Origin of the sequence: Lutimonas sp., assembly GCF_051011215.1 — a bacterium.
In the GTDB taxonomy this organism is placed as follows: domain Bacteria; phylum Bacteroidota; class Bacteroidia; order Flavobacteriales; family Flavobacteriaceae; genus Lutimonas.
This window is the reverse complement of record NZ_JBPCUJ010000019.1, coordinates 1-25,354: the sequence shown is the minus strand read 5'-3', so window position 1 is coordinate 25,354 and position 25,354 is coordinate 1. Positions and strand designations below refer to the sequence as shown.

23 protein-coding genes are annotated in these 25,354 nt (G+C 36.5%); 5 read left to right on the top strand and 18 right to left on the bottom strand.

Annotation, left to right across the window (positions count from 1 at the left end):
• Positions 1 to 18: 18 nt before the first annotated feature.
• The 8 genes from ACR2MV_RS02105 to ACR2MV_RS02070 form a co-directional block, all read right to left on the bottom strand.
• Positions 19 to 972: a transketolase family protein gene (locus ACR2MV_RS02105; RefSeq protein WP_434020236.1), complete on the bottom strand. Its 954-nt coding sequence runs from the start codon at positions 970 to 972 to the stop codon at positions 19 to 21.
• 90 nt (positions 973 to 1,062) lie between these two features.
• Positions 1,063 to 1,644 carry a Maf-like protein gene (locus ACR2MV_RS02100; RefSeq protein WP_434020235.1) on the bottom strand — a complete coding sequence of 194 codons (582 nt, stop codon included), beginning with the start codon at positions 1,642 to 1,644 and terminating at the stop codon, positions 1,063 to 1,065.
• 2 nt (positions 1,645 to 1,646) lie between these two features.
• A complete protein-coding gene (locus ACR2MV_RS02095) occupies positions 1,647 to 2,504 on the bottom strand; it encodes a geranylgeranylglycerol-phosphate geranylgeranyltransferase (RefSeq protein WP_434020233.1) in 858 nt (285 codons plus the stop codon).
• A gap of 44 nt (positions 2,505 to 2,548) precedes the next feature.
• Positions 2,549 to 3,007 carry an SsrA-binding protein SmpB gene (smpB, locus tag ACR2MV_RS02090; protein ID WP_434020232.1) on the bottom strand — a complete coding sequence of 153 codons (459 nt, stop codon included), beginning with the start codon at positions 3,005 to 3,007 and terminating at the stop codon, positions 2,549 to 2,551.
• 95 nt (positions 3,008 to 3,102) lie between these two features.
• Positions 3,103 to 3,495, bottom strand: coding sequence for a hypothetical protein (locus ACR2MV_RS02085; protein WP_434020231.1), 393 nt, complete (start codon positions 3,493 to 3,495; stop codon positions 3,103 to 3,105).
• 340 nt (positions 3,496 to 3,835) lie between these two features.
• The gene (locus ACR2MV_RS02080; RefSeq protein ID WP_434020230.1) at positions 3,836 to 6,421 is read right to left on the bottom strand and encodes a phosphoenolpyruvate carboxylase; all 2,586 of its coding nucleotides are present in this window, start codon (positions 6,419 to 6,421) and stop codon (positions 3,836 to 3,838) included.
• Positions 6,422 to 6,628: 207 nt separating this feature from the next.
• The gene (gene clpB, locus ACR2MV_RS02075) at positions 6,629 to 9,217 is read right to left on the bottom strand and encodes an ATP-dependent chaperone ClpB (protein ID WP_434020229.1); all 2,589 of its coding nucleotides are present in this window, start codon (positions 9,215 to 9,217) and stop codon (positions 6,629 to 6,631) included.
• A 230-nt stretch (positions 9,218 to 9,447) separates the two neighbouring features.
• A complete protein-coding gene (locus ACR2MV_RS02070; RefSeq protein ID WP_434020228.1) occupies positions 9,448 to 10,461 on the bottom strand; it encodes a redoxin family protein in 1,014 nt (337 codons plus the stop codon).
• Between the two features lie 305 nt (positions 10,462 to 10,766).
• Here ACR2MV_RS02070 and ACR2MV_RS02065 point away from each other — a divergent pair, with 305 nt between their 5' ends.
• Positions 10,767 to 11,612 carry a transketolase gene (locus tag ACR2MV_RS02065; RefSeq protein ID WP_434020227.1) on the top strand — a complete coding sequence of 282 codons (846 nt, stop codon included), beginning with the start codon at positions 10,767 to 10,769 and terminating at the stop codon, positions 11,610 to 11,612.
• On the opposite strand, the gene ACR2MV_RS02060 is transcribed toward ACR2MV_RS02065, so the two are convergent.
• The 5 genes from ACR2MV_RS02060 to ACR2MV_RS02040 form a co-directional block, all read right to left on the bottom strand.
• The gene (locus tag ACR2MV_RS02060; protein ID WP_434020226.1) at positions 11,609 to 12,223 is read right to left on the bottom strand and encodes a trimeric intracellular cation channel family protein; all 615 of its coding nucleotides are present in this window, start codon (positions 12,221 to 12,223) and stop codon (positions 11,609 to 11,611) included. The two genes, ACR2MV_RS02065 and ACR2MV_RS02060, sit on opposite strands and share 4 nt — an antisense overlap.
• 18 nt (positions 12,224 to 12,241) lie before the next feature.
• Complete coding sequence (locus ACR2MV_RS02055; RefSeq protein WP_434020225.1) at positions 12,242 to 13,705, bottom strand: transporter substrate-binding domain-containing protein; 1,464 nt, start codon at positions 13,703 to 13,705, stop codon at positions 12,242 to 12,244.
• A 22-nt stretch (positions 13,706 to 13,727) separates the two neighbouring features.
• Entirely contained in the window at positions 13,728 to 14,237 is a 510-nt protein-coding gene (locus ACR2MV_RS02050) for an SRPBCC family protein (protein ID WP_434020223.1), read from the bottom strand.
• Positions 14,238 to 14,382: 145 nt separating this feature from the next.
• On the bottom strand, positions 14,383 to 15,381 hold the full coding sequence (locus ACR2MV_RS02045; protein ID WP_434020222.1) for a glycosyltransferase family 2 protein: 999 nt from the start codon (positions 15,379 to 15,381) through the stop codon (positions 14,383 to 14,385).
• A gap of 76 nt (positions 15,382 to 15,457) precedes the next feature.
• Positions 15,458 to 15,901, bottom strand: coding sequence for a type I restriction enzyme HsdR N-terminal domain-containing protein (locus ACR2MV_RS02040; RefSeq protein WP_434020221.1), 444 nt, complete (start codon positions 15,899 to 15,901; stop codon positions 15,458 to 15,460).
• A 30-nt stretch (positions 15,902 to 15,931) separates the two neighbouring features.
• On the opposite strand from ACR2MV_RS02040, the gene holA reads away from it, so the two are divergent.
• Positions 15,932 to 16,936: a DNA polymerase III subunit delta gene (gene holA / locus ACR2MV_RS02035; protein ID WP_434020220.1), complete on the top strand. Its 1,005-nt coding sequence runs from the start codon at positions 15,932 to 15,934 to the stop codon at positions 16,934 to 16,936.
• Positions 16,937 to 16,944: 8 nt separating this feature from the next.
• Here the strand turns inward: holA and ACR2MV_RS02030 are convergent, their stop codons facing one another.
• The 5 genes from ACR2MV_RS02030 to ACR2MV_RS02010 all read right to left on the bottom strand — a co-directional run bounded on the left by ACR2MV_RS02030 (position 16,945) and on the right by ACR2MV_RS02010 (position 22,762).
• Entirely contained in the window at positions 16,945 to 17,607 is a 663-nt protein-coding gene (locus ACR2MV_RS02030) for a YggS family pyridoxal phosphate-dependent enzyme (protein ID WP_434020219.1), read from the bottom strand.
• A 22-nt stretch (positions 17,608 to 17,629) separates the two neighbouring features.
• Entirely contained in the window at positions 17,630 to 18,865 is a 1,236-nt protein-coding gene (locus ACR2MV_RS02025) for a DUF1015 domain-containing protein (RefSeq protein WP_434020218.1), read from the bottom strand.
• Positions 18,866 to 18,983: 118 nt separating this feature from the next.
• Positions 18,984 to 19,934, bottom strand: a complete 951-nt coding sequence (locus ACR2MV_RS02020; RefSeq protein WP_434020217.1) for a D-2-hydroxyacid dehydrogenase — start codon at positions 19,932 to 19,934, stop codon at positions 18,984 to 18,986.
• Between the two features lie 24 nt (positions 19,935 to 19,958).
• A complete protein-coding gene (gene serC / locus ACR2MV_RS02015) occupies positions 19,959 to 21,017 on the bottom strand; it encodes a 3-phosphoserine/phosphohydroxythreonine transaminase (protein WP_434020216.1) in 1,059 nt (352 codons plus the stop codon).
• Between the two features lie 197 nt (positions 21,018 to 21,214).
• Positions 21,215 to 22,762, bottom strand: a complete 1,548-nt coding sequence (locus ACR2MV_RS02010) for a response regulator (protein ID WP_434020215.1) — start codon at positions 22,760 to 22,762, stop codon at positions 21,215 to 21,217.
• A 109-nt stretch (positions 22,763 to 22,871) separates the two neighbouring features.
• Between ACR2MV_RS02010 and ACR2MV_RS02005 the strand changes: the two genes are divergently transcribed.
• The 3 genes from ACR2MV_RS02005 to ACR2MV_RS01995 all read left to right on the top strand — a co-directional run.
• A complete protein-coding gene (locus ACR2MV_RS02005; protein ID WP_434020262.1) occupies positions 22,872 to 24,095 on the top strand; it encodes an HD domain-containing protein in 1,224 nt (407 codons plus the stop codon).
• 64 nt (positions 24,096 to 24,159) lie between these two features.
• Positions 24,160 to 25,194 (top strand): UDP-3-O-(3-hydroxymyristoyl)glucosamine N-acyltransferase, encoded by a 1,035-nt coding sequence (gene lpxD / locus ACR2MV_RS02000; RefSeq protein ID WP_434020213.1) that lies wholly within the window; start codon positions 24,160 to 24,162, stop codon positions 25,192 to 25,194.
• Between the two features lie 5 nt (positions 25,195 to 25,199).
• Positions 25,200 to 25,354 (top strand): UDP-3-O-acyl-N-acetylglucosamine deacetylase (locus ACR2MV_RS01995; RefSeq protein WP_434020261.1); only part of this gene is annotated, 155 nt, incomplete at its 3' end.

Below are 25,354 nucleotides of genomic sequence, written 5' to 3'. Positions count from 1 at the left end.
TAACTGTGAAAATAGAAATTATTTTCTATCTAATACTCTTTTTACAGCGGCAATCACAGCTTTGTCATTGAGATCGTATTTTTCCATAAGTTGAGCCGGTGTACCAGATTCTCCAAAACTATCATTTACTGCCACATATTCCTGAGGAACAGGGTTTTTCAATGATAAGGTACGGGCAACACTTTCACCTAAGCCACCGAGGATATTGTGTTCTTCGGCAGTTACAATACAATTTGTTTTTGCTACAGACTTTAAAATCGCTTCTTCATCCAAAGGCTTGATTGTATGTATATTAATTACTTCGGCACTGATTCCCATGGCCTCTAATTGTTCAGAAGCCTGCAATGCCTCCCAAACCAAGTGACCAGTAGCAACAATGGTTACATCACTTCCTTCTGTTAATTGAATTGCTTTTCCGATTTCAAACTTCTCATCTTCGGGCATAAAAACAGGAACGGCAGGACGACCGAATCTAAGGTAAACAGGTCCTTCATGTTCAGCAATGGCAATGGTGGCAGCTTTTGTCTGATTGTAGTCACATGGATTAATGACCACCATACCGGGTAACATTTTCATCATACCAATGTCTTCCAGGGTCTGGTGTGTGGCACCGTCTTCACCTAAAGTCAAACCAGCATGCGAAGCACAAATTTTTACATTTTTACCAGAATAAGCAATTGATTGTCTGATTTGATCATAGACTCGTGCCGTAGAAAAGTTGGCAAAAGTACCTGTAAATGGAATTTTTCCTCCAATAGTAAGACCAGCTGCAATTCCCATCATATTTGCTTCTGCAATACCAATTTGAAAAAATCTGTCAGGATTTTCCTCAATAAACGTATTCATTTTGAGAGATCCAATAAGATCGGCACAAAGTGCAACTACATTTTCATTGGTTCTTCCTAACTCAGCAAGTCCGGCTCCAAAGCCAGATCTGGTGTCGATTTTTTCTGTAAAAGTATATTTTTTCATTGGTGTTTATGGAAATATCAATTTGTTACAATGCGGCAAAAATAACAATTTAAATTAGTATAAAAATGAATTCATCAGATAATTAAACATTTATATTTTAAGAAGTGCCTCGTAGAACTTTTGCACGGGAAATCCCATGACATTGAAGTAGCTACCGTGAATTTTTTTTATTCCAATATATCCTATCCATTCTTGTATTCCATAACTTCCGGCTTTGTCAAATGGTTCGAAGTTATCAATATAGAAATTGATTTCATCTTGACTCAATTTTTTAAAAATAACCTCGGTGCTATCGGAAAATACGACTTGATTCTTATTTGTTGTCAAGGCTACTGAACTAATAACCTCGTGAACGCTTTCGGAAAGGGAACTCAGCATATGAAAGGCTTCAGCCTTATTTTTTGGTTTTCCAAGTGCCTTGCCATCAAGCCAGACAATGGTGTCCGCCGTAATTAGGATGTCTTTGATTTGAAGGTCGTTTAAAAAAGCAGCGGCTTTTAGCCTGGCCAAGTATTCACTTATTTCTTTTCCTTTTAGTTGAGTTGGGTAAGACTCTTCGATTTCCTTCACGCGAATTTCAAAATCCAATCCTAATTCTTTTAGAAAAAAACTTCTTCTTGGTGATTGAGAGGCGAGAATTAAATTCCTGTTGTGTACTAACTTTTGAAGCATAATTAAACAAGCATAATGGATAACATTCCCAATAGCATGATGATTTTCAATAGACCACTTAATTGGTGATAGTCTTTTTTGGAACTGGCTTTGGTCAGTTTAAAGATAAAATAGAGTAGAGGCAAACATACAAGTAGTAGCAAGTACATGCTTAAATACAAGCTTTTATCAAAAACGAAATAAGATAAATAAGCTAAGGATGCCACAAAGAAAACGGTCACTGAAATGAGAATGGTATTGGTTTTGTCGATTCCCAAAACAATGGGAAATGATTTCGCCTGGATGGCTTTGTCACCCTCAATATCTTCAATATCTTTTACTATCTCGCGTAAAAATGTCAGAAGGAACCCAAACACTCCTATGACCAGGAAAATCCCGAAAACACTTTTTTGTGATTCGAAGTTGTAGTTGTTTGTAGCCGGACCTACATCGAAAACGGCCACCATTAAAATGCAAAACAACACAACTGAAGACACAATAATATTTCCAACTAAAATATTCTTTTTTAAATACTTAGCATATTGATACAAAAGTAAAGATGTAAGTAGGTAAATGATAAAAAAATTAGTGTTTCCTACATGGTAAGACAAATACATTCCTGTAATCAGACCTATAGCATTAAAACCAATAAAGAGGTTTTGCGCCATCATTCTTGTAATTTTTTTATCTACAAATAACTTCTCCGGCTTATTGATGATATCTGCCTTTACATCGTGCATGTCATTCACAATATATCCTGCAATAGCAATAAAACAAGTAGAAATGGCCAGTAAAAAGAAATGAAGATCATCCAGAGCGACCTGAATGTCAAATTGTTCGAAAAGAAAGTACTTAAACAGATACTGTATCAGTAGTATCATTAAAATGTTTTTCCAACGGAAAAATGTGAAGTAATCTTTAAGGGTCATGAATAATTTTTCTTTATTCGGTCGAGTGATTTTTTATTATCTCTATCCTTTAAAACCTGTCTTTTGTCGTAAATTTTCTTTCCTTTGGCAAGCCCTATCTGAAGCTTGGCCCAACCTTTGTCCGTAACAAATAATTTTAAAGGAATGATCGTAAGACCTACGTTTTGAACTTCTTTACGCAATTTTTTCAATTCTTTTTTTTGAAGGAGTAGCTTCCTTTCTCCTTTAGATCGGTGGTTATAAAAACTACCATAACTATATTGCTCAATAAACATATTAATCACGAATAGTTCTCCTTTCTCGTTAAATTCACAAAAACTTTCTGTAATTCTGGCTTTACTTTCTCGAATAGATTTTATTTCTGTACCAGTAAGTTGAATTCCGGCGATATAGGTATCCAAAATTTCATACTCAAATCTTGCTTTTTTATTTTGGATATTGACTTTCTTCTGCATAGGGCAAATCTAAATAAAAAATATGCCAAATTTTAGAAAACAAGCTCAAAATGAATTTTTAAAAAAGGACTTTTGTCGAGATGAATGTGCTTAATTTAATTAAGACCTGTCCATTCAATTTTTATAAAACCCTGTTGCATCAGGCTATTTAACTGCTGATCAGGTAGCTCTCCGGCTTCCACCTCATACATAACAACTAAATTGTTCAATAGTTCAGTTTTCAGCTTCCCTGAATTATCAACTTCAATCTTAGCATTGTAGTCAGATGTTCGGAATAGTGGCACGTGTTCATAAATCATTGGACTGTCAAATTCCGGTCCGGCCATGATGATCGTGGCATCTATATTGTCCGCATTGATATTAAAAACATGGGACCCAATGTCTTTGATGATGATTGTTCCTGAAATTTCTTTAACGTCGTTTGATGTGCAAGAAGAGAATGACAAAATGCAAAGGCATAATGCACAGCTCAAAAAAATCTTTTTCATAACTCCTTATTTTTCGTAGCAATTGTTATTATAGATCTCTATAACGCTAAAGCATAAGGTTTTATTTTATTTAAGTTGATGTTTTTGTTCCAAGTAAAGAATTGTGTTATGGTAGAATGCAATCCTGGCCATCCAGATGCTGCTTTCATTTCAAGGTTCAGTTATTAAATAATCCATAGATTATTATAGCTATCTCAATATGAATGCATTAGGGAGGAGAGTGCTAAAAGACAAGACCTTAATTTAAACCAAAGATGGAATGAGTACGAGAAGTGACTCTTGTATTTTGAAAAGTATGGAAAAGATTGAATCGCAACAATTCAATCTTTTCCTGCTTAATTTATGCTGAATTACGGCTTGCGTTAATATTGCCGAATAAGGATCTGGTAATTATCTTCTCAAACACTTCGAGCGTCTTCTTGTCGGCCTTCGGATCTTTATTGAGTTCCTGAACCTTTTTTAAGGCATATTGCTGTATGGTCAATAACGGAAGGACGATTGATTCACGAACTTCAATAGAGGCCTTGCTTACCGGATAATTTTGCATTAATTCGGATTGATTGCCTAGTTTTAAAACCAATCTTTTAGAAGTGAGGAATTCATCATAGATCAATTTCCAGAAATCGCCAAATTCTGGATCTTTTTCCATGTACCTGGTCAATTCAAAAAATGATTTTTTCATAGACATCATACTATTGTCAATCAGACTTTTAAAGAATTTGGAGTTGTTATAAAAGCTGACAACCTTATCAAAAGACCCGTTATCTTCAAACTTTTGCAAAGCAGTTCCTACCCCGAAAAAGCCAGGAACATTTTGTTTTAACTGACTCCAGGATCCTACAAAAGGAATGGCTCTTAGATCTCCGAAGTTTAATTTGTCAGAATTATTTCTCTTTGATGGTCGGCTGCCAATATTGGTTTTCGCATAATACTTCAGCGTACTCATTTGTTCCAGGTAAGGCAGAAACTTTTCGTGGTTTTTAAACTCACTATAAGCCGAATAACTTAAGTGCGCCAGTTCATCCATGATTTCTTTCTGCTCATCACTTAGCCTGTTTGTCGCACTGTCAAAAAACTCATTACTCACACCAGAACTCATAAGTTGTTCCAGATTGTATTGTGCAGAATCCGTAGTACCAAAATTAGAACTAATGGTTTGTCCTTGAATGGTTAATTGTACCTCTTCATTTTCAATGGTGGGTCCAAGTGATGCATAAAACTGATGGGTTTTTCCACCACCTCTTGCCGGTGGTCCGCCGCGTCCGTCAAAAAATATGGCCTTAATATTATATTTTCTGGATATTTTTGTCAATTCTTCTTTGGCTTTAAAAATGGACCAGTTGGCCATTAAATACCCCCCGTCCTTGGTACCATCAGAAAAACCAAGCATAATGGTTTGCTTGTTATTTCGTTTTTCAAGATGCTTTCTGTATTCTTTATTAGAATACAGTTTTTCCATTACCTCGGCTGAACATAAAAGATCATCTACAGTTTCAAACAAAGGAACAATATCAGCTGTAAGGTCTTCCTGAAATGCGGTTAATTTAAGCATTGCATACACCTGCATCACATTGAGCGCACTTTGATTATTCGATATGATATAGCGATTTGCTCCTTTCTCTCCATTACTGAGCTGGATCTTCTTTAATGCTTCAATAGACCCTAAGGTCTTTACAACCAGTTCATCTTGAAACTGGCTGGAAGTTATACTTCCGGATATGGTAGAAAGAAAGTCAATCTGTTCTGCCTCATTAAGGCTATTATAATTGTCAGGAAAAATTGATGATCCTTCTTTTTCAAGACTGTCAGTAATGTTTGTAAAAACCTGCTGGTGTATTCTGCTGTCCTGTCGAATGTCCAGAGTTGCAAAATAAAAACCAAAAATCCGAATCTTATGAATTAAGTCTTTTAATTCGGTTAGATACAGAGATTGATAATCATTTACAAGAAGGTCTTTAATTTCAAATAGTTTGGTCAGCAACTCATCTTGAGAATAGATGATCTTATCAGGTTCTATAAAACTTCTGTAAAGTTTATCCTCTATCTCTAACACAATATTTGCTACTTTCTTGAAAGTTAATTTCCTTCGAAGTTTTCTAATGTCTCTATAGTAGTTCCTTAAAACGGACTGTCTTAATTTTTTAGCGACCTTTTCTGTAATTTCAGTAGTCACAAAAGGATTCCCATCCCGGTCGCCTCCGGGCCAAAATCCCAGACTAATGAATTCATTCTTAATATCTTTTCCTTCGTAGATGTTACTCTCAATATAATTATAAATAGAACCAGCTGCGTGGTAGAAAATATTTTCTAAATACCAAATCAGATTCGTGGCCTCATCAAGCGGAGTTGGTTTTTCAGCTTTTAAAAAGGGAGTGACACCCAGTTGTGCCAGTAATTTTTTAATGTTCACCAAGTCATTTCTTTCGATGGCATTGGTCAGATCCGTAATGATTCCCAGCACCGAGCCAGGGTAAAACTGAGTAGGGTGGGCGGTTAAAACTAATCTAACTTTAAAGGCCTCCAGGTAATTTTGAAGAGCTTCTTTTTTGTTTTGAGAAAAGGCCTCTTCTTTGGTGTTTCTCAGTGTACCGATACCATCCAGGTTATGGATGACCGGAAATGCCGCATCTTCAATGGCATCGAACAATACAACCTGTCTTTCAATATACTGAATGAACTTAAACAGCAGGTCAATTTTCTCTTTTTCTGAGGCATTGTCCTGGTACTTGTAAAAAAACTTATCAATGATTTCCAAAGGAGTTAGACCCTTAGCAAAGCCCTTTTCACATTCGCTTTTTAGCAAGGGCATTAAAACTCCGGTATTGCTGATGTTGTCAAATGGCAAGGTGATAAATATACTGTTGTAAATCTGATATTTAGTAAGTATATTTTGATTGAACCGTTTTGTTTTAGGTTGTATATTCATAGGTTTTCACTAAGTTTTATGCAAATTTAATAAGAATAGGAGGATAATACTATTTTAGGTGGAGAATTACTGACTTGTTAATTTCGAATTTGATAATTTAATGAAATCGAAATATTTTGAATGAATACTATGAATTTAACACAAATGTGAATCAGGAAAACAAAAAAGGCCACTTAATAGTGGCCTTTTTTCTTGTGTAAATGGCTGTTATTTGTTTCTAAACACAAGCTGATCATCAAAAGAATCAAGTAATATGTCACTCTGAGCAGTAATTTTTCCTGCCAGAATTTCCTTCGACAATTCATTGAGAACTTCTTTTTGGATCACTCTTTTAATGGGCCTTGCACCAAATTGAGGATTGAATCCTTTGGTTGACAGACTCGCTATGGCTTCTTCAGTTGCACGTAAGAGAATATTTTTGTCTTTGAGCATTTTTGATAAAGCATTTATCTGCAGTCGAACGATCTGGGTTACCTCTTCCTGATTCAACGGAGTAAACATGATTACTTCATCAATACGGTTTAAAAACTCAGGTCGTATCGTCTTTTTAAGCAAACCTAACACATCCACTTTTGTGGTTTCAATGATCGCATCTCTGGCAGCCATATCCATGTTTTCAAAATTCTCCTGAATGATGTGGGCTCCCATATTGGAGGTCATGATAATGATACTGTTTCTAAAGTCAGCGACACGTCCTTTATTATCTGTCAATCGTCCCTCATCCAATACCTGTAGCAAAATATTAAAAGTGTCAGGATGAGCCTTTTCAATTTCATCCAGTAAAATTACCGAATATGGTTTGCGCCTTACAGCCTCCGTCAACTGACCACCTTCATCATATCCTACATAGCCCGGAGGAGCACCAATTAACCTGCTAACCGCATGTCTCTCCTGGTATTCGCTCATATCGATGCGCGTCATGGCAGATTCATCGTCAAACAGATAGTCTGCCAAAGCTTTTGCCAATTCTGTTTTTCCTACTCCGGTTGTACCGAGAAATAGAAATGAACCAATGGGTTTCTTTGAATCCTGAAGCCCCGCTCTGGATCTTCTAACAGCATCAGCTACGGCTTCGATAGCTTCATCCTGTCCTATCACACGGTTGTGTAGTTCTGATTCCAGCGAAAGTAATTTTTCTTTATCGCTTTGAAGCATCTTTTGAACGGGAATACCTGTCCATTTTGCAACCACTTCTGCAATGTCTTCACTGGTAACTTCTTCTTTTATCAAAGAGTTTTCCTGATTTTGTTCCAGCTCTTGCTGGTACTCCACAAGATTTTCTTCTTCTACTTTTATTTTGCCGTACCTGATTTCTGCCACCAGGCCATAGTTTCCTTCGCGCTCAGCTCTTTCGGCATCAAGTTTGTATTTTTCAATTTGCTCTTTGGTGCTTTGAACTCGGTCTACAATCTCTTTTTCACTGGTCCATTTGGCATTGATCTCATTTCTTTTTTCCTTGAAATTAGCCAATTCTTCTTTGAGGAATTTTAATTTTTTCTTATCATTCTCTCTCTTAATGGCTTCAATTTCAATTTCCAGTTGCATGACCTTTCTGTCCAACACATCCAGTTCTTCAGGTTTTGAATTAATTTCCATTCTTAACTTGGCAGCGGCCTCATCCATTAGGTCAATCGCCTTATCCGGTAAAAACCTGTCTGCAATATAGCGCTGAGATAATTCAACGGCGGCAATAATGGCGCTGTCTTTTATCTCCACCTTATGGTGGGTCTCATACTTGTCTTTAATACCTCTTAAAATGGAGATGGCGCTCTCGGTATCGGGCTCATGCACCACTACTTTTTGAAACCTACGTTCCAGGGCTTTGTCTTTTTCAAAATGTTTCTGGTATTCATCTAAGGTGGTTGCACCGATGGCTCTTAACTCACCTCGGGCCAATGCAGGTTTCAAGATGTTCGCTGCATCCATAGCGCCTTCGCCGCCGCCTGCACCCACAAGGGTGTGAATCTCATCAATAAATAAGACAATTTCTCCCTCTGATGAAATTACCTCTTTTACAACAGATTTCAATCTTTCTTCAAATTCACCCTTGAATTTGGCTCCTGCAATTAAGGCACCCATATCAAGAGAGAAAATGGTTTTGTTTTGAAGATTCTCTGGAACATCTCCTTTTACAATTCGATGTGCTAAGCCCTCAGCGATGGCTGTTTTACCTGTTCCTGGCTCACCGATTAAAATGGGATTATTTTTTGTTCTTCTAGAGAGGATCTGTAATATTCTTCTTATTTCTTCATCGCGACCAATAACAGGGTCCAGTTTGCCGTCATTTGCCAACTGGTTCAGGTTTTTGGCATATTTACTCAAGGAGTTATATGTTTCTTCGGCACTTTGTGAAGTCACTCGGTCACCTTTTCTCAGCTCATCAATTGTACTTCGAAGATCTTTTTCATTAATGCCATTATCCTTTAATAATTGGCTGGCATCACCTTTGGAATTTAATATGGCCAACAACAAATGCTCCAATGAAACATATTCATCCTTCATTTTTTTTGCAATATTACTTGCATCGATCAGCATTTTATTGGCGTTTTTCGATAACATTAATTCTCCACCTTCAACGGTAGGGAAGCTTTGTATGATCGTGTCAAGGGTTTTGTTGAATAATTCAACATTAACACCTAGTTTTTTTAGGATAAACGGAGTCACATTTTCATCTGTTTCCATGATCCCTTTTAGAACATGAGCATTTTCTATCTGCTGATGTTCAGAGCCTTGCGCTATTTGCTGCGCTTTTTGAACGGCCTCTTGTGATTTTATAGTGAAATTATTAAAATTCATATCTTATTATTTTAGTTGTACTGAGTATGAATCAAAACATGTTCCATTCGTAGCAGCTCCAAAAATTTGTGTCAAATTGTCTGAATTAGAGTATTTTAGCTGACGTATTGACTTGTTTTATGTCAAGGCTGTCGTTTGCTTTTCTTGCAAGACCTGAACTAAAAGAAATAGACGGGTACAAAAAAAGCCTCTGAGAAATCAGAGGCTTACAATTTTTTAAGTGTTCGCTCTTAAAGGGCTAGACCATTTAAAACTTCTTTTAAATACGGGTCAGACGGTCTGGGTGCATTTGAATCGACAATATTACCTTCGGTATCAATCAAAATAAACCTTGGAATACCTTGAATTTTATAAGCTGTTACAAAATCAGAACTCCAATCGTTGTCAGCCATTATCTGAATGCCTTTTAAGTCTTCATCCTTAATCATTTGCAACCATTTTTCCTTGTGTTCCATTTTATCGATGGATAAACTCACAAATGCAATATTCTTTCCTTTGTATTCCTCATCCATCTCTTTGAGAAAAGGAATTTCTTTTTTACAAGGACCACACCAGGTTGCCCAGACATCAACGTATACATACTTTCCTTTTAAATCATCCAGAGAAACATTTTTTCCATTTTGATCAGGATAATTAAATTTAGGAGAAGGGTCTCCTTTTTTCAGACCAATATAATTGGCATGCTCATTTTCATAATTAGATTCAAAAAAATTAATGAGTTTGTCATTCGATTCTTTTTCTAATTTGATGACTTCTTCTTCCAATCCTTTCGTTTTTGCAAGCATTGCCTCAAGATCGCTTTTTAAGGTTGCTACCTTCGCATCAAATTCAGGTTTTTCTAAAGCAAAGAAGGAGGCGTAATCAGTCAGTTTTTCTTCCTTAATAAACTGAATTTTTTCCCCTAAATAATTGTTTGTGACCGAACCTTCGCCTTTAAAGATAACAGACTCCGGAAAACTATTCATGTCCATAAGGATCACCATGTCATACCCATTTCTTAAGTATAGGAATCCTTGTTGTTTTCCATCGGTGATTCCGTGAAAGCCATCAACAACCTTTAAGGTATCTTTAAAAGTTCCATCTTCAGTTACCTTGATACTTTTCTTAAAATTTTTACCCATAATAAAGATACTATCCATTTCGGCATTGGTGATAGCTCCTTCAAGGGTCACATAAGGATTGTTTGATTTTTCGCTACAGGCAATGAAAGTAACGGCTGCCAATAGCATGATAATATATTTCATGTTGCGGTTTTTTTAAGCTTACAAATGTATGTTTTTCAGATTAACTTTCTTTTGATCAATTGTTAAACATAATGTAAATTTTGCATAGTAATTTGAATCGAATGATGCTGAAAGTCAAGACTGATCAGGGTCAATTCATTTTTTTAAGCGGTAAATATCGTCGTGTCAATAGCTGACCTAAACACTTTCTTATTCACGCTGACATCATGGTATTATTTCTTATCCTAACAGGCTGATAAATAATTATTTTTTTAATTAATATATTGATTTGAGTTTAGTATTTTTGCGAACCTAAAACACATGAGATGCCTACAATAAATGAGTTAAAAGATTTTTCTACACAGGTTAGAAGAGATATTGTAAGAATGGTAAACGCAGTTAATTCAGGTCATCCTGGAGGATCATTGGGGTGTACCGAATTTATGACTGCTTTATATCAGGAAGTGATGGATTATTCTTCGGACTTCAATATGGATGGTAAAGAAGAAGATCTGTTCTTTTTATCCAATGGCCATATTTCTCCGGTGCTGTATAGTGTTTTAGCGAGAAGCGGGTTTTTTCCTGTTTCCGAACTGGCTACTTTCAGAAAAATAAATACGAGACTTCAGGGACATCCGACAACACATGAAGGTTTGCCAGGTGTAAGAATGGCCGCAGGATCTTTGGGGCAGGGACTTTCTGTTGCTTTAGGAGCTGCAAACGCAAAGAAACTAAATGGTGATAAGCATTTGGTATACACTCTTCATGGAGATGGTGAATTGCAGGAAGGTCAAATTTGGGAAGCAGCTATGTATGCCGCCGGAAAGAAGGTGGACAATTTAATAGCCACCATCGATTACAATCTAAAGCAAATTGACGGGGCCACAGATGATGTGATGCCATTAGGTGATGTAAGGGCAAAGTTTGAAGCCTTTGGTTGGAATGTATTGGAAGTTACCAATGGGAATGATATCGAAAGTATTCTTGCCGGATTAAAGGAAGCTAAGGCTGCCACGGGCAAAGGCCAGCCAGTTTGCATATTAATGCACACTGAAATGGGCAACGGGGTGGACTTTATGATGGGAACTCATGCCTGGCATGGAAAAGCACCAAATGCAGCGCAATTAGAAAGTGCACTTGCTCAGAATCCGGAAACTTTAGGTGACTACTAAACTTCGCTTTGATAAAAGGTAGGAAGTTTTAACTTGAATTTTACTGCTATCAATCGCACAACAATCACCATGATCGTTGTGAGTATTTGTATGAGATTTTGGTCGATATGGAATTCATTGAGCACAAGATAGGTGCTTGCACCTATAATGCAGGCGGTAGCATAGATCTCTTTTTGAAAAATCAGAGGAATTTCGTTGCTCAGTGTATCTCTGATAACCCCTCCAAAAGTAGCCGTAATCATTCCTAAGGCAACACATATCAAAGGATGAAAATCGTATTGTAGTCCTATCTCTGTGCCGATGATCGTAAAGATGCCCAGGCCAATAGTATCAAATAAGAAGAGAGATTTGCTCAGATAACCAATATTTTTCCTGAAAATAATGGCAAAAAAGACAGAGACAAAAATCACATAGATATAATTAAGGTCTCTCATCCAGGTGATAGAATCGGCTCCGATGAGCATATCTCTTAAGGTTCCGCCACCAACAGCGGTAACAAAGGCGATGATCAATACACCAAAGGTGTCCATTCTTTTTTTGATGGCAAAAAGAGCGCCTGAAATGGCGAAGGCCGCTGTTCCTAAAAGATCAAGAAAATCAATGATGCTCATGACTACGAATTGCTTATGTTATTGATTCGCGAAGGTCTTGTAATTTTTATATCTTTCAAAAATATCTTTCACATATTCGTAGGGTTCGTTTCCACGGGCATAGCCATAATCCACAACAGGATCATTATAGTATTTGGGTTTTGAGAGGTTCAATACAAATTGGTCTACTCCCTCGTCCCAAGTCATTGAATCTTTGCCATATTTCATCGCTAGTTTTTGAGCATCTTTAATATGTCCATATCCACAGTTATAGGAGGCCATTGCAAACTTGATTCTTTGAATGGAATCAGGAATTTGATCCCAATAGGAATGCATTCTTGCCAGGTACTTGCTTCCCGCTTTGATATTTTGTTCCGGATCGTGAACGTTAGAAACACCCATTTCTTTTGCCGTTGCAGGCATTAGTTGCATGAGTCCGCTGGCACCTACCCAGGATTTGTTATTGGCATTAAACATCGATTCCTGGTAAATCAAAGATTTCACCAAGATCCAGTCCCATCCTAATTCAGCAGAGTATTTCTTGACCATTTGATCATATTTACTGAATTTACCGGTACTTCCGGTATAATACTCACTGTCTAATCTTTTGTGAAATTGCCTTTTATTCTCAAAATATTTTTCATAGATCATATTGTAATCAGGCTTTCTTTTAATAACAACGAGGCCTTGATTGATAATAGCAAGTAGGTCTGGAGATGTCTGCCGGACCGCCCATGCAATTCGTTGGGATAAACTAACCGGTGTTTCGACATCAATATTCGGGAAATAACTCTTGTGAATGGCGGCCTTATGATGGTCTATGATAGAATATTTGATCTCACCGTTGGCAACCATTTTGATAATTTGTTCATCAGAAGTTTCTCCTGGTAAAATATCGATATAAATGCTGTCTCCCAGTTCATTACTCATTTCTTTGAGGCGCAAATAATAGGAGGAATTTTGCCTTACAGAAACTGTGTCATTGATCAATTCCACGATGTCAGTCGCTAAAGCTTCTTTGATATTATCCCGGGTCATTTTTCTCCAGTTATCTGGTTTTTTTTGAATCAAAGATTGATGCGTAATCATATAGGGGTCTGTAAAACTGACAGCTTCTTTTCTGTCCGAAGTAATTGTATAGCCAAGGGCTATGATATCTCCATCGCCTCGATTTAACATAGGAATCACTGAATCTACATTTTTGGCCAGTACAATCTCAAGGCTTATATTTAAATGATCCGCCAGTCGTTTAAACATTTCGTATTCAAAACCCATGGTTTCTCCTTTGTATAGAAAATAACCCGTTGGAGAATAGCTGGTGATAACACGTAATACACCTGATTCGACGATGTCATCCAGGTCATAATCTATCGGTGATATTTTTTCTGACTTGGCAGCAATTTCCTTCTTTTTTCTCTTTTCAGATCCACAGGACATGACAAGGCTACCCAAAAGGCAGACCAAGATGATGCCGCGGATCATTTTATTTTGATTCTTTTTCATAACATTAAGTTCATGCGATAAATTACATGTTTACAAACTGAAAACTCGACATATCAATATTGGTTAGGTCAATTTCAGTTTCATTTAATAGGATGCCATGCTCAACATAGGCTTTTAAATTTGTCAGCCAGAAGGACCAGCCGTTGCTGCATCCATTATAAATTTCCATTTTGCTTTTTTCATCAATAGCGATGTTGTTCTGTTCCAGGCAAACCAAAATTCTGTCTTTCTCTTCCTTTAGCTGAATGCTGACCAATCCATCAGCAAAAGTGAATGCCAAGCGATCTTTTCCATTTGCTTCAACGATTTCTCCGGTCTCTTTTCCGTCCCAATTGTGCCATTTCCATTCAAACTGATCTCCGACCTGAACAAAAGCATCTTCTTCAATACAACCCGAATTACGTGTATAAATTGCATGGCTGAGAAACCAGGAACAAATTCCTTTGGAAGTTGTCCATAGGCCATAGAGGTCATCTAAACGACCCTTAACATAGATCTTTTTGGTAAATGAGGTCCAGTTTTCTTTTTGCATGATTTATATCTCTGGATTGCAATTCTGGAATAACCTTATCAATGATAGGGTCGACAGAAAACAATGCGATGCAGTCAAATATAGGAAAATAAAAAAAAACCTGCTTGGGTTGAATAATCGGAATGAATTCAAGGTGCAAGACCTGTTAAATCTGGGAAAATTTCTTTTTTCTTTTGATAAAGTGTTCCCAGACAATGCTAAAACAATAAAAATAATTCGTTTGCTTAAAGGAAAGTGCTCTTCTTTTTTTCAGCATTTTTCGAAGATGCCAATAAAAACTGATATGTGCCTTGATAATGGCCCAGGTATGCACAGGTCGTAATTCAATAATGAATTTTATACCTGCAACCCCATCGAGAAGCAATCGGAAAAAGATGACGATAAAAACAAAACGCTTAGGGACGTTTTTGGCAATTGTAAATAAACTATTTCTAAAGTTTAAATATGTTTTGTGAGGATTTGATTCTTTTAAGGTAGCTCCGCCGACATGATACACTTCAGATCTTCCAACATATTTGATGTGATGGCCTTCATTTTGAACCCTCCAGCAAAGGTCTATTTCTTCCTGGTGGGCAAAATATTCTTCGTCAAAACCTCCCAATTCATGGTAAATATCCGATTTGATGAAAAAGCAAGCCCCAGAGGCCCAGAAAATATCAGCAACATCATTGAATTGTTCCTGATCAGTTTCCAGGTCCATAAAAACCCGTCCTCTGCAAAAAGGGTAGCCCATAAAATCAACAAAACCCCCGCCAGCACCGGCATATTCAAATTTTGATTTGTCTTTAAAATCCAGTAGTTTGGGTTGAATAATCGCTGTAGATGTATTTGCTTCAAAGACTGCTTTGATTGGTTTGAGCCAGTCTTTTGTCACTTCAATATCAGAGTTTACCAAGGCATACACATCAGCATTGATATGCTGTAATGCATCATTATAGCCTTTTGCATATCCTCCGTTGATTTTGTTTTGTACAATTTTAACCTGTGGAAAATGCTCCTTTAGAAAGGAAACAGAATCATCTGAAGAATTATTATCAGCTACGTATACTTCTGCATCGTCAAGACTGTATTTTACAACAGATGGGAGAAATTTTTCCAGTAAATCGCGTCCGTTCCAGTTTAAAATTACAATAGCTATTTTCAAGGCAAGTAGAAATAATTATTTAAAGGAGTGCAAACATAGCTCTTTTCATGAATCAAAACTATTAAACCATTTATTTTTAAGAATAATTTGGTATTTCTCTTAAAAAGGTATATTTCTTGGCCTCATGGTCCATTTGACAATAGAAGTGATCGAGGCCGTTTGTCACGATTAAATAGGTGGCATTTAGTTGCATGTTATATCTCGCTATTTGATCAAAGGTTTCTTGGTTAATCTTTATATGGCTGGCCTTGCATTCAACAATAATAAAAGGAGCTCCGTTTTTGTCAAAAACCAGTATATCCGTCCGTTTAATAGTGTCATTGACCATACATTGCTTTTCTACAGCCATTAAAGACAAGGGATATTTTTTTTCTTGATGCAGAAATGAAACGAAGTTTTGACGAACCCATTCTTCATCTGTTAAAACGAGGTCTTTTTTTCTGATCTGGTCAAAAATATAAAGCTTATTTTCTTTATTTTTGATGCGAAACGAATACTTTGGCAGATTAAGGATTGTCATGGGGTAAAAGTAAGGAACTTCTTATAATTTATGAATAGAATCACACAGATCGTCGATGATATAAAATCGAAAAACACCAAGCCTATCTATTTTCTAATGGGAGAGGAGTCTTATTATATTGATAAGATCTCTGACTATATTGAGCATCATATCCTGGCTGAAGAGGAAAAGGGTTTTAATCAAATGGTTTTATATGGAAGAGATGTCACTATTGAAGATATTGTAGCCAATGCAAAACGGTTTCCAATGATGGCTGAAAAACAAGTGGTCATTGTAAAAGAAGCCCAGGACCTTTCCAGAACTATTGAGAAATTGGCAGCCTATGCAGAGAATCCGCAACCGACAACTGTGCTGGTCATCTGTTATAAATATAAAACTATTGACAAACGCAAGAAATTAGCAAAAACGGTGGCTGAAATTGGTTGTTTATTTGAGAGTAAACGTCTGTATGACAATCAGGTAAGTGATTGGATTAGCAGTATCTTAAAGGAGAAAGGATTTCAGATTGAACCCAAAGCTGCGCACATGCTGGTTGAGTTTCTGGGTACGAATCTTTCAAAAATTGATAATGAATTAGATAAGCTGGCGGTAATTTTAGAGCCGGGATCTGTAATTACAGCATCTCATATTGAGAAAAATATAGGGATCAGCAAGGATTTTAATAATTTTGAATTGCGAAAGGCGATTGGAGATAAAGAACTTTTAAAGGCAAATCAGATTATCCAGTATTTTGCACAAAACCCAAAGAGCAATCCTTTGGTAATGACCATTTCTTTATTGAACAGTTTTTTTACCCAGCTGTTGCTCTATCATGGATTAAAGGATAAGGGGAAGATAAATGTGGCTAAAATGTTGCGAATCAATCCGTATTTTGTCAATGAATACCAAAGGGCAGCGAGAAATTATCCCATGAGAAAAGTAGCTCAGGTAATAGCCAGGCTTCGGGAGGCAGATTTGAAAAGCAAAGGAGTAGGAGCCTCAAATTTACCGCAGGGAGACATTTTAAAAGAGTTGTTATTTAAAATAATGCACTAGTGGCATGCCTAGGTGAGGTAGTTTCTGGCTCCGAAAATGGCACTTCCTACACGGATCATGTTACTGCCATTTTCAATGGCGATTTTGTAATCACCACTCATCCCCATGGAAAGAATGCTAAAATCAGCTCCGCCATCATTTAATTTGTCATAGAACGTTTTTAAGCTTTTAAATTCATCAGATACTTCCTCCGCATCAGAACTAAAACTGGCCATTCCCATTAAGCCAACAATTTTAATATGTTTTAGTTCGGTAAGCTCATCCATCGCCAGAATTTCTTCGATAGCGCTAAACTGCAATCCAAACTTTGTATCTTCCTTAGCAATTCGGGCCTGTAATAAGCATTTGATGACGCGATCGTGTTTTTTCGCCTGTTTATTAATTTCTTTTAAGGTCTTAAAACTGTCCACACCGTGAATTAGGTCGACAAAATGGGCCATATACTTTACCTTATTGCTTTGTAAATGACCAATCATGTGCCACTGTATATCTTTTGGTAACGCCTCATATTTATTGACCATTTCCTGAATTTTGTTTTCACCGAAAATTCGATGGCCGGCCTCATAGGCTTCCAAGATATCTGCATTGGGTTTTGTTTTTGAAACAGCCACAAGAGTTACTCCTGTGTCTAGATGCGATAAAAATTCTTTTAAATTTTGTTTTACAAGCATTTACGTTTGTTTATTTCTAATATCACTTTAATTCATAAATTGTCAATCCGCTCCGTAGTTTTGGTTCAACATAACTACTCTTGGGAGGCATGGTCAGGCCATTATCTGCCACTGTTTTAAGCTGTTTTACCGATATGGGAAAGAGGCCAAACCCAACTTTATATTCCCCCGAATCCACCAGTTGTTGCAATTGCATTTCATTCCCTGTTTCCGGTAAATAATGAATGTTTGTATCCGTCGATGGATTTTTAATACCTAATATCGGTTCCAGTATCAATTTGAACAGTATCTGAGAATCCAAATGATCGAGCACTGTTTCGGGGCTAAAGTTTGATTTCCTTAAATATAATTTATAATACTCACCGTCCAGATACATGGAAAAGTGATGCATTTTAGATGGTTGGTAGTATCTTTTTCCTAATTTCTGAATTCTGAAATTCTCATCCAGCGCCATGAGAAACTCCTTTTTGTGCAAGCCGTTTAGATCATTGATAAAACGGTAAAAGGAGGTGATTCTCATACTTGATTCCGGAATGAAATAGGCCATAAAATGCTCGCTTAATTCCCGAGCCTTCTGATCAGTTCCTTCCTTCAGTTTTTCATATAAGAAATTAGAAGAAGCAGTTCGGTGATGGCCATCAGCAATATAAAGTGAGGGCATGTTTGAAAATGCTTCAGAAATTTGAGCTACTTCATCCTCCTGATCGATCAGCCACATAAGATGTGTTCTGTTTTTGTTTGTAGTAAATTCGTATTCTGCTCTGAGCGTTCTGTACTTTTCAATAAGGGAAGTCAAAAATGTGTTGTCAGGATAGGTAATCAATACCGGTTCCGCATTAAAACCAGTGACTTCAAGATAGTTTCCAAATAAAGCTTCTCTTTCACTCAGGGTGTTTTCATGCTTCTTAATAATATTATTCTGATAATCCTCCAGAGAGGCGAGGCCAATAATTCCCCAGAAAACGTCTCCATTAAAAGATTTTTGATGCAAATAATAAGTTGGCTTGGCATCATTTTGAAAGATCCCGTTTTCTTTGAATTCATTATACCGGTTGTGAACCATTTTAAAACGTTTGGTTCCGTGCACCGTTTTATGAAATTTAAAGCCTGGACGAAGAATGTGCAAAAATGAAAAAGGATTTAACCTGAGAATATCATTCAGTTCCTTTTTCTTATAAATATCATAGGAGCGTGTAGTTACTAAAGCAACTTTGTCTCTTGTTGATCGAACAGCGCGAAATGGATTTACTTTGGCCATAGAATAGATTTACACCAACACGATGATACTTTATAGAAACCAATGTTGATTAAAACAAAAATAGAGATTTATTATGGATATAATAAACCTCTATTTCTTTAAAAATCTAAAAATTAACCTATGATAAAATTTCAATAATCTGTGTGGCTAATTCTTCTCCGATTCGGTTTTGAGCTTCCTGTGTAGCTGCACCAATATGCGGTGTCAAGGAAATATTTCTGTTCATCAATAATTGAATCTCAGGATTTGGTTCATTTTCGAATACATCCAGGGCAGCATTTGAAATACCTCCCTTTTCAATGGCTTCAATTAATGCCAGTTCATCAATAACACCTCCTCTTGCCGCATTTACAATCCCGGCACCTTGCTTCATAATTTTAAATTCTTTCTTTCCAATAACATAATCCTCCTGAGCTGGAACATGTAAAGAAATAAAGTCAGCTTGTTCCAATACAGCTTCTTTTGAAATTGTATCAATGGTGAAGTTTACATTCTGTCCGTCAAAAAAATCTAACTGAACATTTGCTGTATCAATAAACGGATCAAAGGCAACAACTTTCATTCCAACGCCCAAACCTATTTTTGCAGTAGCTTGACCTATTCTTCCGAAACCGAGTATTCCTAAAGTTTTACCTTTCAATTCGACACCTTTTGCATAGGCTTTTTTTAGCTCTTTAAATTTTGAATCTCCTTCAAGAGGCATGTTTTGATTCGAATCATGTAAAAAACGAACCATTCCAAACAAGTGAGCAAATACAAGCTCTGCCACTGAATGCGAAGAGGCTGCCGGCGTATTAATTACTTTTAAACCTTTATTTCGGGCATAGTCTACATCGATATTATCCATACCAACACCACCACGACCGATAATTTTTAAAGAAGGGCAGGCGTCAATTAAAGCCTCTCTTACCGTTGTTGCGCTTCTTACCAAAAGCACATCTATTTCATTTTTATTGATAAAATCTGCCAATTGTTCCTGAGCAACTGTCTTTAAAATTACCTCAAAACCTGCATTTTCCAAGGCTACAACTCCAGAAGTTGCAATACCGTCATTTGCTAATACTTTCATATGTTATATTTTTTTATTCTTTTATTAAAGGGCTTTCATCACATCAACCAACACTGCAACACTTTCAATAGGCATGGCATTGTAAATGCTGGCTCTGTAGCCACCCACTGATCTGTGACCATTGATTCCGCTAATTCCGGCTTCTTTCCACATACTGTTAAATTGTTCTTTTTTCGATTCATCTGTTAAGACGAAAGTAACATTCATGTTTGAGCGATCTTCTTTATCGGCAACACCTTCAAACAATGGATTGTTGTCAATTTCATTGTAAAGCAAAGCCGCTTTTTCTTCATTCAGTTTTTCAATTCCTTCAATGCCACCCAGTCCTTTTAACCATTCAAGCGTTAGCATAGAAACATATACCGGAAAAACAGCAGGTGTATTGAACATACTATCCTTTGAAATATGCACCTGATAGTCTAACATGGAAGGGATTTTTCTTCCTGTTTTACCAAGAATTTCATCTTTAACCACCACCAAGGTTGTCCCGGCCGGGCCCATATTTTTTTGAGCACCTGCATAGATTAAATCAAACTGACTAAAATCTAATTTTCTCGAGAATATATCAGAACTCATATCACAAACCAATAATTTATCGGTTTTTGGAAACTCTTTCATTTGAGTTCCGAAAATGGTATTGTTGCTTGTGCAATGCACATAGGTTGAATCAGCAGGTATTGAATAGTCTTTAGGAATATAATTAAAGTTACGATCCTTGGAAGACGCGATCACCTCAACTTCACCCAATAATCCTGCTTCTTTAATAGCTTTAGAACTCCAGGTTCCGGTATTGATATAGCTGGCTTTACCACCTTCTGGCAATAAATTATAAGGAACCATCAAAAATTCCAGACTGGCTCCACCTTGAAGAAAGAGGGCTGAATATCCTTTTCCTTTTAAATCTAACAATTCAAGAACAAGGTCTTTTGCATGTTCCATTACCTCAACAAAATCAGCACTTCTATGAGATATTTCGATCAAAGACAGATCTAAATTATTAAAGTTAAGAACTGCTTCTGATGCCTTCTTTAACACTTCCTGAGGAAGAATACACGGGCCTGCACTAAAATTATGTTTTTTCATCAAATGATTGTTTAATTGATTCAATTCGAATTAATTTTGCAAAATTGATAAATTTCTATGAAAAACAGGCTATTAAATTCTTAAAAATTCAAGGTCTTTATTACGTATAATTGAATAAGGATCTAACTTATTTATAAGAGATAACAGACAGCCAAGAGATTGCTTGAAAAAAACAAGACTTAAATAACGACACGTTACTATTTAGGTTGAAATGTCATGCAGGGAATAATCATTTCTTCTAACGAAATTCCACCATGCTGGTAAGTGTTTTTATAATACTTTACGTAATGATTATAATTATTAGGGTATGCAAAGAAAAAGTCTTCTTTGGCAAAAATAAAAGAACTACTCATATGTAAAGAAGGAAGAAATATTTCCTTAGGATCCTTTACTTCATACACTTCTTTTTCATTATAACTTAAGCTTTTACCTGTTTTGTAACGCAGATTTGAACTAATGTTCTTGTCACCAACCACCTTTGATGGCTTGGAAGTGTTGATTGTTCCATGATCAGTGGTGATGATTAATTTCAAGCCCATTTTTTGAGCATTTTGTATGATTTCCAGCAAAGGAGAGTTTTTAAACCAGCTTAAGGTCAGGGAGCGATATGCCTTATCATCACTTGCAAGTTCCTTGATCATGTCCATTTCCGTACGTGAATGCGAAAGCATGTCTACAAAATTATAGACAATTACTGTGAGGTCATTCTTTTTGGTCTTGGCAAAATTCGATGCCAATTCACGACCTTGATTGACAGAAGTGATTTTGTAATATTCATGAACTAAATTCAACCCCAGTCTTTTTAATTGTTCAGAAAGAAACTCGTTTTCATGCATGTTTTTCCCACCTTCATCCGTGTCATTTTTCCAGTACTGCGGATATTTTTTTTCCATATCCAACGGTGTCAGACCTGAGAATATAGCATTTCTGGCATACTGTGTAGCAGTAGGTAAAATACTAAAGAATGATTTTTCTTCAGTGGATTTATAATATTCGCTGATAATAGGTTCCAGAACGCGTAATTGATCATATCTTAAATTATCGATCACCACTACCAGGGTACCTGGATCTTTTTCAATTTGAGGAGCAATTACTTCCTTAAACAAGGTGTGTGATAAAATAGGTCGGTCATTTCCATGAAACCAATCACTGTAATTGTTCTTGATAAATTTATAAAACTGAGAATTTGCTTCTTCTTTTTGACTTTCAAGAATCTCAATCATTCCTATATCTGCGATGGATTCCAGTTGAATTTCCCAGTGAACCAGTTTTTTATACAGTTCAACCCAATCCTCATAAGTATTCACCATGGCAAGATCCAGGGCGATTTTTCTAAATTCCTGTTGGTAATTTGAAGTAGTCTTTTCTGATACCAGTCTTGAGTTATCGAGGTTTTTCTTTAAACTCAACAAAATTTGATTCGGATTGACCGGTTTAATCAGGTAATCGGCAATTTTTGAACCAATTGCTTCTTCCATGATATATTCTTCTTCACTCTTGGTGATCATGATCACAGGCAGGTTCGGAAGTTTTTCTTTGATTTGAGACAGGGTTTCCAAACCCGACAGACCGGGCATGTTCTCATCGAGTAAGACGATGTCAAATTGCTCTTCACTCACACTTTCAACAGCATCCGCTCCATTGGTACATGGAACAACTTCGTAATTCTTTTTTTCCAAAAATAACATGTGTGGTTTTAGAAGTTGGATCTCGTCATCAACCCAAAGTATTTTTCCTGAACTCATTCTAAATGTATTAACTATGATTAATTAAATTAAACCTTTATTTTTGCTGATATTCTTGTGGCGCAAGGAACGCAATTAATTCTGAAAAGTACAAAAAATCAACGTTAATATTTTGAGAAAACTAAAAATTTTTAATGACCCAATTTACGGATTTATTGCAGTGCGAAACCCATTGATTTATAAGATTATAGAACATCCATATTTTCAAAGACTGCGAAGGGTTTCTCAAATGGGCTTGTCTTATTTAGTCTATCCTGGGGCCCATCATACACGGTTTCATCATGTGCTTGGTTGTACTTATTTGATGGAGCAGGCCATAGATACCCTGAGGATGAAAAATATTGAGATCAGTGAAGAAGAGGCACAGGCTTTAAAAGTTGCGATTCTAATGCATGATATGGGGCATGGTCCGTTTTCTCATGCCTTGGAGCATACCTTAATAAAAGGCATAAGTCATGAGTTTGTTTCTCTAAAATTTATGGAGTTGCTCAATGACGAATTTGAAGGTGAACTGGATCTTGCCATTGAAATATTTAAGGGTGATTATCATCGGGCTTTTATGAATCAATTGATTTCCGGTCAGTTGGATATGGACAGGCTTGATTATTTAAAAAGAGATAGTTTTTACAGTGGTGTTGCAGAGGGAAATATTAATGTAGAAAGATTGATCACAATGCTGAATGTAAAAAATGATCAATTGGTGGTTGAATTCAAAGGGATTTATTCAGTTGAAAAATTCATCATGGCGAGAAGGTTCATGTATTGGCAGGTTTACCTTCATAAAACAGGCATTGTCGCCGAAAAAGTGCTGGTTAAAATTATTGAAAGAGCAAGAGAACTGATGTTGGCGGGTGTTGAAGTAAATTGCAGTCATACATTAAAGATTTTTCTGAGCCAGCATATTGATCAAAGTAATTTTGATCAAAGTAAAATGGAGGCATTCAGTCGCTTGGATGATTATGATGTTATGTCGGCTATAAAAGATTGGTGTTCACATCAAGATAAAATTCTTTCATATCTATGTACATCGGTTGTCAACCGAAGGTTGCCAAAAATTGAAATGAAAAATGAGCCCTTTGAGCCCGGTAAATTAGACAGCATTAGAGAAAAGGTTCAGGAAAAACTGAATTTGACGGATGAACAAGTGGCCTATTACGTCTATCAGGGGAAAGTAAGTAACAAAGCCTATAATTCTGAAGGAGAACAAATTGAAATACTTTACAAAGATGGTAGTCAAAAGGACATCATCAATGCTTCGGATAGCGCCAGTATTAAGGCTTTGTCCATGACTGTTAGTAAGTATTTCATATGTTATCCAAAGAAATTGCTATAATTCATGTGGATTGCTAAATTTTAGTATTTTTGCAATCATCAACTATCATATTAAAACGCATCGTTTGAAATTTACAGCTGAACAAATCTCTGAAATCCTGAATGGAGAAGTATATGGGAACCCACATGAAGAGGTATCCAAGCTCTCAAAAATTGAGGAAGGTGAAAAAGGTTCATTGACTTTTTTGTCAAATCCAAAATACAATTCATGGCTCTATGTTACTGCAGCTTCGGTTGTGATTGTAGATGAAAAATTTGTACCTGAAAAAGAAGTGTCCAGCACCATGATAAAGGTAGAGGACCCTTACATGGCATTTACCAAACTACTTGAATATTATAATAATATTCAATTGCATAAATCAGGAATTGAACAACCGGTTTTTATTCATGAAACGGCGAAATATGGTGACGAGCTTTACTTGGGGTCATTCAGTTACGTAAGTAAAAATGTGCGCTTGGGAAAAAACGTAAAAATCTATCCAAATGTATTTATAGGTGATAATGTGGTCATTGGAAATGATACCACCTTGTTTGCAGGTGCCAAAGTATATTCAGACTGTCATATCGGAAGTAACTGTACCATACATTCAGGATGTATCATAGGGAGTGATGGCTTTGGTTTTGCACCCGATAAGAACGGCGGATACAGTAAAATTCCTCAAATCGGAAATGTGATTATTGAAGATAATGTAGATATCGGATCGGGGACCACTATAGACCGGGCTACCTTAGGATCAACCATTATCAGGGATGGTGTTAAACTGGATAATTTAATTCATGTAGCACATAATGTGGAGATTGGCAGAAATACAGTCATTGCCGCACAGACAGGAATTGCAGGTTCTACCAAAATAGGTAAGGAGTGTAAAATTGGCGGCCAGGTTGGAATCGTAGGACATCTTACCATTGGCGATAATGTAAGAATACAGGCACAGTCAGGTATTGGAAAGTCTATTGGAGATAATGAAATTGTGCAGGGAAGCCCTGCCATGCCTTACAATGATTTTAATAAATCATATGTACATTTTAGAAATTTACCAAAATTGAGTGCAAAGTTAGACGCGCTTGAAAAACAAAAGGATAATCATAATATTAAATAGGAGGTATGAACCAAAAAACAATTGGAAGCGAGGTTTCTTTAGAAGGAATAGGTTTACATACAGGGAACAAGGTTTCTTTGACTTTTAAACCCGCAGCAGTAAATTCTGGTTTTACTTTTATAAGAACTGATTTAGAAGGACAGCCGGCCATTGAAGCGCT